General features: G+C 38.5%; 9 protein-coding genes. All 9 read right to left on the reverse strand.

Annotated elements, in window-relative coordinates; translation table 11 throughout:
- Positions 1 to 9: 9 nt before the first annotated feature.
- Positions 10 to 3,027, reverse strand: coding sequence for a tetratricopeptide repeat protein (locus P0Y49_04010; protein WEK20304.1), 3,018 nt, complete (start codon positions 3,025 to 3,027; stop codon positions 10 to 12).
- 169 nt (positions 3,028 to 3,196) lie between these two features.
- Entirely contained in the window at positions 3,197 to 4,129 is a 933-nt protein-coding gene (locus tag P0Y49_04015; protein WEK20305.1) for an aspartate carbamoyltransferase catalytic subunit, read from the reverse strand.
- Position 4,130: 1 nt separating this feature from the next.
- Complete coding sequence (gene pyrR / locus P0Y49_04020; GenBank protein ID WEK20306.1) at positions 4,131 to 4,679, reverse strand: bifunctional pyr operon transcriptional regulator/uracil phosphoribosyltransferase PyrR; 549 nt, start codon at positions 4,677 to 4,679, stop codon at positions 4,131 to 4,133.
- A 157-nt stretch (positions 4,680 to 4,836) separates the two neighbouring features.
- Positions 4,837 to 6,438 (reverse strand): beta-N-acetylhexosaminidase, encoded by a 1,602-nt coding sequence (locus P0Y49_04025; protein WEK21771.1) that lies wholly within the window; start codon positions 6,436 to 6,438, stop codon positions 4,837 to 4,839.
- Positions 6,439 to 6,518: 80 nt separating this feature from the next.
- Positions 6,519 to 8,456, reverse strand: a complete 1,938-nt coding sequence (gene rpsA / locus P0Y49_04030; protein WEK20307.1) for a 30S ribosomal protein S1 — start codon at positions 8,454 to 8,456, stop codon at positions 6,519 to 6,521.
- A 235-nt stretch (positions 8,457 to 8,691) separates the two neighbouring features.
- Entirely contained in the window at positions 8,692 to 8,934 is a 243-nt protein-coding gene (locus P0Y49_04035) for a hypothetical protein (protein WEK20308.1), read from the reverse strand.
- 72 nt (positions 8,935 to 9,006) lie between these two features.
- The gene (locus tag P0Y49_04040; GenBank protein WEK20309.1) at positions 9,007 to 10,317 is read right to left on the reverse strand and encodes a HAMP domain-containing sensor histidine kinase; all 1,311 of its coding nucleotides are present in this window, start codon (positions 10,315 to 10,317) and stop codon (positions 9,007 to 9,009) included.
- Positions 10,318 to 10,353: 36 nt separating this feature from the next.
- The gene (locus P0Y49_04045; GenBank protein ID WEK20310.1) at positions 10,354 to 11,031 is read right to left on the reverse strand and encodes a response regulator transcription factor; all 678 of its coding nucleotides are present in this window, start codon (positions 11,029 to 11,031) and stop codon (positions 10,354 to 10,356) included.
- A gap of 122 nt (positions 11,032 to 11,153) precedes the next feature.
- Entirely contained in the window at positions 11,154 to 12,557 is a 1,404-nt protein-coding gene (locus tag P0Y49_04050; protein WEK20311.1) for an efflux transporter outer membrane subunit, read from the reverse strand.

Genomic DNA, 12,557 nt, shown 5'->3' on the forward strand with positions numbered 1-12,557 from the left:
CGCTTAGTCTTATTTAATTTTTTCTAATTTCGCTTTGGCAGTAGGCACAATATCATCTTTGCCATCGTAGTTATCTATAATACTCAATAGCGTACTTTTTGCCTGTAAATTATCTTTTAAGGCTACATAGTTATCGGATAGTAATATAAAAGCCTTAGCTACCCAATAATCATAAGAAGGCATATTATTAATCAAATCAAAACAAGTTTTTGTTGATGTTTTATAATCGCGTTTAGCATATTGTACAGCTGCCAGGTTATACTTAGCCTCGGCAGCAGCAAGCGTTTTGGTTTTGCTAACTACGTTGTTAAATGATTTTACAGCGAGTGTTGTATCTGCTTTTAATAAGTAAGCTTTACCTGCGTACAGGTCCACACTGTTTTTCTCTTCTTCAGAAGCTTTATCAGACTCTTTAATCAACTGTACATATTTCAATACATCATCCGGCATGTTCAACGCATTGTAAGCTTTTAAAAGATTGTTTAACGCGTAAGTATAATGCACTTTGTAATCAGCCGTTGTTTCCAGTCGTTTCAGGTATACAATGGCTTCATTGTATTTTTTCTGATCAAGGAAAAGTTTGGAAATGCTCACCAGCGAACGCTCGGTATAATCACTTGTCCAGTCGTTCAAAATATATTCATAGTCAGGAATAGCTTCATTAGGCCGACCTAATTTAACCAGTGATTCTGCTCTGATAAATTTAGCTTCTTTATCGTGTATGGCTTTAGGGAACTTATCAAAGTAAGCATTGATCGCTTCAAAAGCCCCTTTCGCATCGCCTTTTAGATATAAGTTGTTTGCTCCCTGAAACAGGATATTGTCTTGTTCTGCCGATGAGTAATTACCCAGTGGGGTAGTGCCCGCATAGGCAATGAAACCTTGAGAATCTCCTTTATCTACGTAAATATTCTTGATGGATCCTAAAGCCTGTTTAGCCTCCTCAGTACTTGCATAGTCTCTGATTACTTTTTTGAATGATTCCAGGGCTGCATCATCCTGGTTTTGGTTGTATTGAACCAAGCCGATGGTTACCAATGCACGCGGTACATAACTACTGTTAGGGTACTGACTTACCAGGCTAATCAAATCTGATTTCGATTTGTCCAAATCGCCTTTATTGAAATAAGTATAGGCCATTTCAAAACCTGCATCATCGGCATAATTTGAGGTAGGGAATTGTTTAAGCAGGCTTTGCATGGTACTGATCTTCGCATCATTTTGATTTTCCAGACCTTGAATCATACCGCGTTGAAATAAAGCGTAATCTTCACCTGTAGCCTTACTACTAATAATCTTGTTGTAGTTTACCAGGGCATTAGCATAGCTTTTGCTTACAAAATAAGAATCCGCTAGTCTGATGGTCGCATCATTTACTGTTTTCTGATCCTTATCATTGCCTTTTAAAAAACGCTCAAAATAAGTAGCTGCTTTGCCGTAGCGCTCATCTTCAAAAGCCGAATAGGCAAGGGCATAATTTGCGAAATTGTAAACGCCGGTTTTATTGGCACCCGGCATAGCCAAAAATGTCTCAAAATGTTTTACCGCTTCACCAAACTTTCTGAGTTCGTAGCAGGCTTCTGCTTTCCAGTAGGTGCTTAATGCAAGAATCTCTTCATCCTGAGGGAATTTTTCTGAGCGAAGGAACATCGATAATGCATTTGGGAATGCTCTTTCGTTATAAAATTCAAGTCCTCTGAAGTAAGTTACTTTTTGATAAGCCTCTTTGGCTCCTTCCGATTTATTTTGAATAGGCTCTAAAATATCTATCGCGGCCTGATAATTTTTACTGGTTAGGAGGATTTCTCCAAGCAGTGTTTTGGCATCATTTAATTTCCGTGAGGTCGGAAACTGCTTTAAGAAATTTTGAGTGGCTTCCAGTGCTTGTTGGTTAAAATCAAGCTCATAACTTAATCTGGCATAGTTGATCCAGGCTTCTTCCTGTATCACCTTATCGAAATCAAGTCTTGAAGCCCTGAAGAAAGCACTTCTGGCTTTTTCTTTATTTTTTAACTGCAGGAAGGAGCGACCCAATGTATACATCCCGCTTTGTAGGTAAATGTCATCTGTATCCAGTTTCTCCAATACACTTACCGATTCACTGTATTTTTTCAATTCAAATAAGGAATAACCATACTGATAGATAAAAAGGTTATTCTTATTGTTTGATTTATCTTTTGCATAAAAATCTCTGAAATACTTCTCGGCATTTGCATAATCAGATTTCGCAAAATAAGAAGCTGCAATCAGGCTCAGCATTTCTGCTTCATACTGTTGCTTAGAGGTCTTTAAAATAGGAATGGCATAATTGATCACGTCATCATAACGCTCATCCAGGTAGTACATAGAAGTAATGTAATACGGGTAGCTTGCTTCGTAAGTAGGTGATCCTTTTAGTTTTTCAAAATTGCTTAGTGCAGTTTTATATTCTTTGTTCAGGTAATTGATATAAGCAAAGTAATAGGTAGCACTTTCCTGAAAAGGTGATTTTTCCTTTTTCACCGCTTCAAATAAAGGTTCTGCTTTTTCTATGTTCTTCAGTTCAAAATAGGCATATCCTTGTTTAAACTGATACTCTAGTCGTTGTTTACCGGAAAGGGTAGAAGGGTCAGTTTTTTCAAACCATTCCAGTGCTTTCTGGTAGTTTTTTTGTGCAAAATATGATTTACCTACATGGAAGTAAGCAAGTTTCGTATTTGGATTTAGGGGATAATTTTTAATGAAGTCTTGAAACAAGCTTTCTGCATCCCTGTTACCGAGTTCTAAGGCACAAACGGCAGCATAGAACTTGGCATTTTCTTTAAGCATTGACAACTCGGCATTGCTTTCTGGTTGGGTACTTGGCTTTTGTCTCTGCTGCTCCACCAGTCTAAACTGTTGCGCCGCAGCTACATATTTCTCGTTATCGAGTAGTTCCAAACCAGTTTGGTAGTTCTTGTTCAGGTTCACGAGTACACTCGTTTGCGCGTAACCGGCCGTAAAGCCCCCTGCTAGCAGTAGCGGAATAAAAAAGTATTTTTTTGACATCTGATTTCAAATATGGTTGGTACTAATATAGATATAGTATTGGGTCTTATTAACATAAGAAATTAACATGTGTTGATAACACAGGTTTAACGATTTTTAAAGAAAGTTCGTATTGATTCTTAAAAAATATCCATCCTCTATGGGATTGATGTTGTGCTGAACCGGCTTTTTAGTCGTTCTGAGCAGCTAATAGATAGAGTACGGCCATGCGTACCGCTACACCATTTTCAACCTGTTCAAGGATGATAGATTGCTTGCTGTCAGCTACATCACTGGTAATCTCCACACCCCTGTTGATAGGGCCTGGATGCATTACAATGATTTCTTTATCCAGATTGTCCAGGATCTGTTTATTTAGTCCGTACATCATCGCATATTCTCTTAAAGAAGGGAAATACTTGATGTCTTGTCGCTCCAGTTGTATGCGTAGCATATTGGCTACATCGCACCAATTTAAAGCTTTGATTAAATCGTGTTCAACTTTTACACCTAGACTTTCAATGTGCTTAGGGATTAAGGTTGTAGGGCCACATACCATTACTTCTGCACCTAGTTTTTGCAGGCAAAGGATATTTGAAATGGCTACTCTGGAGTGGAGGATGTCACCTACAATCACTACTTTTTTACCTGCTACATCACCAAGTTTCTGGCGGATAGAGAAAGCATCCAGTAAAGCTTGTGTAGGGTGTTCGTGAGCTCCATCACCCGCGTTAACGATTTGGGCTTTGATGTGTTTACTTAAAAACTGACCGGCACCAGCATAAGGGTGTCTCATGACCACCATGTCCACTTTCATGGCTAGAATGTTGTTTACCGTATCAATCAGGGTTTCACCCTTACTTACCGATGAAGAGGATGCAGCGAAATTAACTACGTCGGCCGAAAGGCGTTTTTCAGCCAGTTCAAATGAAAGTTTGGTCCTGGTAGAGTTCTCAAAAAATATATTGGCAATAGTGATGTCTCTTAACGAAGGGACCCTTTTTATTGGCCTGTTAATTACATCTTTGAAATTATCTGCAGTTTCGAAGATTAATTCGATATCATTCCGGTTAATATCTTTGATTCCTAAAAGATGTCGGGTTGATAATTTTTCTACTGCCATATTATTTATTGCTTTCTGATATTAAGATAACTTTGTCTTCTCCTTCTGTTTCTTTCCAGCTCACCCGCACTTGTTGCGAGTCAAGCGTATCTACCTGTAATCCGATATAATCCGGCTCAATGGGTACGTGTCTTGAAAAGCGTCGGTCAATTAGCACCAGTAATTCTACTTTAGCAGGTCTTCCGTATGCCAATAGTGCATCAAGCGCAGCACGGATAGTCCGCCCAGTCCACAATACATCATCAATTAAGATTACGTTTTTGCCTTCAATAATAAAATCTATGGTATTGCTGCTTGCAGAAACGAGCCCATCTTTCCGTCTAAAATCATCTCTAAAGAAAGTGATATCTAAATTACCTTTCTTAATGGCGCTTTTTTTCAGGACTTCTGAAAGTTCGTGTTTTACTCTATCGGCAAAGTAACTGCCGCGTGGCTGTATACCAATTAAAACAGTATTAGAAAAATCGTTGTGATTCTCAATTAATTGATGACAAAGTCGCTTAATTGTGATCTGGAATTTTTGACCGTCTAGCAGTGTTCGTTTTTGCATTGACTTAAAGATTATGCAAATATAGCCAAAATTTGGAACCTCAAATACATAAAGATGCTTTTAAATTTAAAAAGTACAAAATGCTAATGTAGCAGCTTGTCCTTAAATATGTTATGTATTTGAATTTATGATTTCAATATTTATGGGCATATATTCATTAGTTTACTAAATATCGTTTACTATAATTTATCTTCATGAGGTCGTACCTTTTAAATTGGGTTTTTAACCGATTCTGAAAATCAGGATAGTTTTTCTTCTCTTTAGGGCTCCATAAAATCTCACTTAAAGCATCTAGTCTCGGGAAAAGCATGTATTCTACTTTCGCAGGATTGGCAATATATTCAGACCATAAATTTGCTTGTCCACCCCAAATGTATTTAGCTTCCTCAGTATTCAATACCGAAGGTACAGGTTCGTAATCGTATACGTTTTTTAGTGGAAGATATTTTGCCGCAGTCAGTGAATCATCTTTCACAAACTGACTATGGTTAAAATACATCATGTCTTCCGGTGTCATGATTACTTTATGCTTTTGTTTGGCAGCAGCAATGCCGCCTTTTTCTCCACGCCAGCTCATTACAACAGCATTTGGTGCCAGACCGCCATCTAGAATTTCATCCCAGCCAATAATGGTTTTGCCCTTCCTGTTTACAAAATTTTCTATTCTGTGGATGAAAAAGCTTTGCAGTCCACTTTCATCTTTTATTCCGTTCGCTTTCATGATCTGCTGCGATACTGCTGATTGTTTCCACCAGATCTTTGAACCTTCGTCACCGCCAATATGGATGTATTTGGATGGAAAAAGAGCCATAACTTCCGTTAATACTTCTTCCAGAAATTTAAAAGTCTGCTCGGTAGGTTGGAGCACATTGTTCAACTTATTGAAGATTCCCCAGGTCTGTGCCACTTCATATTTTTTGGAAGGCTCGGTACCAAACTGTGGGTAGGCAGCCAATACGGCCATACTATGTGCTGGCATTTCAATTTCGGGGATGACATTAATGTATCGGTCTGCCGCATATTTAATGACATCTTTAACTTCCTGCTGAGTATAGTATCCACCGTATCTAAGGCCATCATTACCTGTCCCCGGGTATAAACCTATAATGGTTCCATTACGCCATGCACCGATATTGGTCAGCTTAGGATGTTTTTTGATCTCTATTCTCCAGCCCTGATCATCAGTTAGGTGCCAATGAAAGTTGTTTAGTTTATGGTAGGCCAGATAGTCTATGTATTTTTTTATGAAGGCCACATCAAAGAAGTGTCTGCTTACATCAAGATGCATACCCCGGTAACCAAAGCGGGGGTAGTCAAAAATCTCAACGGAGGGAATGGCCAGGTTATCTTTTGATGTTGTAGTTGGCAGCAGTTGGATTAATGTTTGAATGCCATAAAAAGCTCCACGAGCAGAACTTGCAGTAATGTTAATGTTCTTGTTGTCGACCACCAGTTTGTAGCCGTCTGGATTTTCAGTCACTCCAGGGTTAACCGCGATCTTGATCGTATTTGAAGTACTGGCAGAGGCTGGGTTATTCGCTAAATCAATACCATAGTAAGTATTTAAATAGTTCTTCAGAAAGGAAGCGCTAGTGGAAAGTGAATCTACTGCAATAATTTGAGTATTTGTTTTTAATACAAAAGGCAATGCTTTATCCTTAGCTATAATTTGAACAGGCTGAGGAATAATTGCCGGTAGCTGAGCTTGTGTGTTGTTTATGATCAGCAGGCCAAATATGAATGTTAACAAAGATTTCATCATGTCGCAAAATAGCAAAAAGAGGGGCAAAAAAAAAGCATCCCGGTTAGGGGATGCTTTTAATATATAAGCTTTAAAGATTACTCGCCTTTTTTGGCTTTGTTTTCTTCACCTTCCATTTGTTGTTTTAATTGTGCAAGCACGCCTAAATCACCTAATGTAGATTTTTCAACTGAATCTTTAACTTTTTTCACTGCACTGCTAGAAGCTTTAGCTTCTTTTTTCTTAGCATTTCTCTCTTCAGCAACAGCTTCAGCTTTAGCCTCTTCCCAGATACGGGCGTGAGAAACAACGATACGTTTAGCATCTTTGTTAAACTCAATGATTTTGAAGTCATTAGTTTCTTCAGCTTTGATGGTACTACCATCTTCTTTAGCCATGTGTTTAGTTGGTACGAAACCTTCTACACCATAAGGTAAAGCAATAACAGCACCTTTATCAGTTACTTTAACAACAGTTCCCTGGTGGATTGAATCTAAAGTGAAGATAGTTTCAAAAGTATCCCAAGGGTTTTCTTCTAATTGTTTGTGACCTAAGCTTAATTTGCGGCTTTCAACGTCTAATTCTAATACAACTACGTCTAATGTATCACCAACTTTAGTGAATTCGTTAGGGTGGTTAACTTTTTTAGACCATGAAAGATCAGAGATATGGATTAAACCATCGATGCCTTCTTCGATTTCCACGAATACACCGAAGTTAGTCATGTTTTTAACTACTGCAGTATGTTTGCTTCCGATAGGATATCTTTCAGCAACATTTTGCCAAGGATCTTGAGTTAATTGTTTAATACCTAAGCTCATTTTGCGATCTTCTCTGTCTAAAGTTAAAACTTCAGCTTCGATTTCATCGCCAACTTTCAAGAATTCTTGTGGGCTGCGTAAGTTTTGTGACCACGACATTTCTGAAACGTGGATTAAACCTTCAACACCAGGAATGATTTCTAAGAAAGCACCGTAATCAGCTACAGTAACAATTTTACCTTTAACTTTAGAACCAACAGCTAAGTTAGCATCTAAAGATTCCCAAGGGTGAGGAGTCAATTGTTTTAAACCTAAAGCAATACGTTTTTTCTCGTCATCAAAGTCAAGAACAACAACATTGATTTTCTCATCTAAGCTCAATACTTCTTTTGGATGCTCTATGCGGCCCCAAGAAATATCAGTAATGTGAAGTAAACCGTCAACGCCACCTAAATCGATGAATACACCGAAGTCAGTGATGTTTTTAACAGTACCTTCCAATACCTGACCTTTTTCAAGTTTAGATACGATCTCAACTTTTTGGCTTTCTAAGTCGTCCTCAATTAAGATTTTATGAGATACAACTACGTTTTTAAATTCGTGGTTGATCTTAACAACTTTGAATTCCATTGTTTTACCCACGTATACATCGTAATCGCGGATAGGTTTGATGTCAATTTGAGAACCAGGTAAGAAAGCTTCAACACCCATGATGTCAACGATAAGACCACCTTTAGTACGGCTTTTAACAAATCCGTTGATGATTCTGTCATTGTCAAGAGCCTCATTAATAGACTCCCATGATCTTTGGGTTTTAGCTCTTTTACGAGATAAAATTAACTGGCCGTTAGCATCTTCAGGGGCTTCCACGAAAACGTCAACTTTGTCGCCAACTTTCAAATCAGGTGTATCACGGAACTCAGAAGTAGATACCAAACCGTCAGATTTAAATCCTACGTTTAATACTACGTCTTTGTTGTTGATTGAAACAACGGTACCGCTGATGATTTCACCTTGGTTGATTTGATTGAAAGTATCGGTATACATATCTTCAAACTTCTTACGGTCTGCGTCACTGTAATTTCCGAATGCTTTGTCGTCTGCATCCCAGTCAAAATCTTGATCTGGAGTTGCTAATGATGATTTGATCTGTTCGATCGACACTGAATCAGCTTCTGACTCAATGGTTTCTTTCTCAGCCAGACGAGCGTCTGCGCCTTGTAATTCGGCTTTTTTAGCCTCTAGTTCTTTTTCTGCTACTTGTTTTTTAGCCATTAAAATTAAATCTCCTTTTCCCGTGAGGGACGGCAAATATAGGAATTATTCTTTTTCCAGCAAAGAAATTTCAGATAAATGTTGTTGATTTAGAACAGATTGTAAAGTAATTGCACAGATTTCATCACGTAAAGCAGAGAAATAAGCGGCAAATGATCTAAATGCCTGTGAATCAAAAAAGAAAGGCCATCTGTTTTATAACAAATGGCCTTTCAACTAAAAACTTAACGGATTACTATTTACCAGCTTTTTTAGCTTCTACTGGTTTTGCATCAGTTTTAGCAGTAGCAGGTGCTTCAGCAGCTTTTTTAACAGCTTTTTTGTGTTTAGGTTTTGCAGCTTCAGCAGTTGCAGGTGTAGCAGTTGCAGGTGTAGTTGCAGTTTTCGCAGTTGCAGTTTTGGCAGCTGGAGTAGTGTTTTGTGCGAATGCGCCAAAAGTTGTTGCAACTAATGCTAGCGCTAAAATTGTTCTTTTCATGTTATAAATTATTTAGTGTTTTTTGTTAGATCAAAGTTGCGGAGACTGTATGAAGATTTGATGAAGAAAAATTCAGTTTGGAAAAATAATGCGCACTTTCGTTCCTGTACCTTTTTGCGAAGTGATATCAACATGGATGTCGTGAAAGGCTGCGATACTTCTTACAATGGCGAGGCCTAATCCATGACTATCCTCTTTCTCCGATTGGAGTTTTTCAAAACGGATGAAGGCATTTTGCACTACCTCCGGATCCATCCCAAGACCGGTATCGGCAATCACAAGGGTGTAACCTTCCGATGAAGGTTCATTATAAATATTTACTGAACCGGATCGCTTATTATATTTTATCGCGTTGTTGATCAAATTCATCAGCAAGGTATGGAACAGTGACTTATTTCCAGTAAAGGCATAGTCATCCGTAAGATTAATATGCATTTTAAGCTTCATCATCAATAGCCGATGCTCCAGCTCTTCATGTACTTCTTCTACAGTATGTTTTACCGATATGATATCGGTTTTACCATATTGCTGGTTCTCAACCTTCGAAATCAGCAGCAAACTATTTATGATGGCTTTTAGTCGGTTTAGTGTTTTTAAACAAGCAAATAATTTGTTTTCTCCTTCGGGGCTTAACTGTTCATCATTTAACAGGTTTTCGAGTCTGGTATTGAGGATGGAAATAGGGGTAAGCAATTCGTGAGATACATTGGCAATAAACTCCTTTTCGGTAAGAAAAAGCGTAGCGATTTTATTCATCAGCACGCTGATGCTCTGATCCAGTATTTTAAAATCGTCGGTACTGGTTTTTACAGGTTGATAATTAAAATTAATCGGATCATTTACCTTATTCAGTTTTTGATCAATAATCAGATAGAAAGGGGCCAGCAAAAACTGCATAAAGCCGAGGTCTATAATTAAGGTAAGAATAACAGCTGCAATCAATATCCCGAAAGTAAACATGGAAATGGTATGCTCCAATTGGGCTAAGGTGGACATGGTTTCACCAAGTTCGAGTCTATAGCTCTTTCCCTCGTAACTAAAGTCGGTGATCAGGATTTGAAATTCTTCCTGCTTTCCTTCTATACTACGGAATTCCTGCATAAACTTCTGCTTTATGGGATGATCTTCTTTTTTTATCTCTTTAAGAATGATGTATTCCTCACGCAGCAGGTTATAGTCTGTAAATGTTTTTTGTAGTAGCAGATCGTTTACCTCTATATTAGAAAGGTTGGCAATAAGCCTGATCTTTTTTTGTAAAAGGCGCTTTTGAATGTGACTTATAGAGATATGGTTGATGGAAACCGCTATCACGATACCCAGTCCGGTAATAATAGCAACCTTGGTTAGCGTATTGTATAAAGCGAGTTTAAATTGTAATTTCATAGGTACATTGTTGCTAAACCTGGGCCTTTAAGGGAGCTAAAAATTAATCCGGTAACCAATACTTCTAACGGTTTCAAACCAATCTATTGTTGCATGAGCGGCCAGCTTTTTACGTAGGTTTTTTACATGAACATCAACAAAGTTTGAGTCAGAATTTACCTCCAATATATCACCCCAAACATGTTCGGTAAGGTTAACTCTTGATATTACCCTGTTTTTGTTCAATACCAGGTAATTAAAAATCTCGAACTCTTTATTGGTTAAACTAATACGCTGTCCACTAAAACTCACCTTATGGTTTTTAATATCCAGTAAAAAGTCATGAACATTTACTTCATTCATCACGAGTTTATGTTTACGGCGGATGATCGCGTGCATTCTGGCTAGTAGTTCTGTTAAAGAGAAAGGTTTGGGCAGATAATCGTCGGCACCGGCTTCGAGGCCTTTAATGCGATCGTCTACATCGCCGCGGGCAGTAAGTATAATTACGGCATCTTCGCGACCCGGTATTTTCTTTAGCTGGTGTAAAAGTTCAAAACCATCGCCTCCAGGCAAGCTAAGGTCGAGCAGAACAAAATCGTAAGTGTTTACGAAGATTTTTTCTTCGGCAGATGATTTCTTCCAGGCATGTTCAATGGTGTAACCTTCTTTGCCCAAAAATTCGGCTATTTCTAAACCCAGTGTTTTTTCGTCTTCAACTATAAGGATATTCATCAGATAAAATAAAGCTTAATCATATTAGAAGATGAAGCTAGGTAAAAAGAACTGATAAAAGAAAAGGTATACGTTGTAAAATCGTATACCTTTTCGTTAGTGGTTAGTTGTTAGCTAAGAAATTATTTCCAACCACCGCCAAGTGCTCTGTATAAATTTACAGCAGACTGTAATTTTTGGAGTTTGTCATTGATACTGCTTAGCTGAGCTGCCAGTAAACTTTGCTCAGAAGTAAGTACATCGGTATAGTTTGTTGCAGAACTGTAGCGCAGCAATTCTTTGGTAAAATCAACTGCTTTGGTTAAGGAGGCAATTTGCATTGCTCTTGTGCTTTCCTTTTCGGTTGCTGTCTGATAAGCAAAAAGTGCATCAGATACTTCTTGCCCACCCGTTAACAGGCTTTGCTGGAAGTTATAGAATGCAATTTGTTGTTGCGCCTCCGCAGTTTTTAAGCGGGCTTTGTTTTGTCCTTTGTTAAATATTGGTTGCGTAATACCCCCAATTAAATTATAGAATAATGAATTGCTAAAAAAGTTTTGCAGGTTCAAACTCGATAAGCCCACATTTGCAGTTAGGGTTAAAGCAGGATAGAAATAGGTTTTAGCTACATTTTTATTTTCAAATGCAGCCCTGAAAGCAAATTCTGCAGCCTGTACATCGGGTCTGTTTTGCAACAGCTGTGCCGATACACCGGTTTGTAAATTGCTGTATGTGGTTTGCTGATCAAGTGTAGTGCGGTCTATCTTTCCAGGGCCTCTTCCTAAAAGGATGCTTAACGCATTTTCAGTTTCCCTGATGCTTCTTTTCAGATCAGGAAGTGTTACCTGTGCTGCGTATAAATTGGCCTCGCTTTGTACTACGGCTGCTCCATTTACCACTGCACCTTCTTTTAAGGATTTCATGGTTTCGACATCTTGCTGTCTGATTTTGATGGTTTGCTCGGTAATGGATAATTGTTTATCCAGTGCCAGTAAGCTATAATAACCATTGGCTATGTTGGCAATTAATTGCGTTTGTACAGCTCTTTTTGCGGCATCACTTTGTAGTAATGAGGCATAGGCCGAGCGCTTTGCACTGCTCAGCTTGCCCCAAATGTCGACCTCCCAACTGGTACCCAGCTGCGCCCTGTAAGTTTGAGTTTCGGTATTGATATTGATACCCGGAGGGAAGTTTAATGATGCCTTTGATTGCTTAGCATCGGTTGCCGAAAGATCGGCTGTTAAACTTGGCAATAAAGCTGCTCTACTTTGTAGTAGCGTAGCTTCGGCAATTTTAATTCTTTCAATGGCCTGTTTCAGGTCAAGATTTCCATTGATCCCTTGTTCAATGAGCGACTGCAATTCTGGATCGGCAAATATGCTTTTCCAGGGTACCGTAGCAATTGTAGTGCTGTCTGTGCTGGTATTGCCGCGGTATAAATCATTGCTGATTAAGACAGGACGCTCGTATTTCTTCGTTACACAGGCCGTTAAGCTCAGTATGGAAAAGCCAATGATGAAATAATATTTATGATATCTGGTGTTCAT

The sequence above is a fragment of the Candidatus Pedobacter colombiensis genome, assembly GCA_029202485.1.
Classification (GTDB): Bacteria; Bacteroidota; Bacteroidia; order Sphingobacteriales; family Sphingobacteriaceae; genus Pedobacter; species Pedobacter colombiensis.

Coding starts and splice junctions, on each gene's coding strand:
- P0Y49_04010 (WEK20304.1), bottom strand. CDS start 3,027: ATGTCAAAAAAATACTTTTTTATTCCGCTACTGCTAGCAGGGGGCTTT.
- P0Y49_04015 (WEK20305.1), bottom strand. CDS start 4,129: ATGGCAGTAGAAAAATTATCAACCCGACATCTTTTAGGAATCAAAGAT.
- pyrR (WEK20306.1), bottom strand. CDS start 4,679: ATGCAAAAACGAACACTGCTAGACGGTCAAAAATTCCAGATCACAATT.
- P0Y49_04025 (WEK21771.1), bottom strand. CDS start 6,438: ATGAAATCTTTGTTAACATTCATATTTGGCCTGCTGATCATAAACAAC.
- rpsA (WEK20307.1), bottom strand. CDS start 8,456: ATGGCTAAAAAACAAGTAGCAGAAAAAGAACTAGAGGCTAAAAAAGCC.
- P0Y49_04035 (WEK20308.1), bottom strand. CDS start 8,934: ATGAAAAGAACAATTTTAGCGCTAGCATTAGTTGCAACAACTTTTGGC.
- P0Y49_04040 (WEK20309.1), bottom strand. CDS start 10,317: ATGAAATTACAATTTAAACTCGCTTTATACAATACGCTAACCAAGGTT.
- P0Y49_04045 (WEK20310.1), bottom strand. CDS start 11,031: ATGAATATCCTTATAGTTGAAGACGAAAAAACACTGGGTTTAGAAATA.
- P0Y49_04050 (WEK20311.1), bottom strand. CDS start 12,557: ATGAACACCAGATATCATAAATATTATTTCATCATTGGCTTTTCCATA.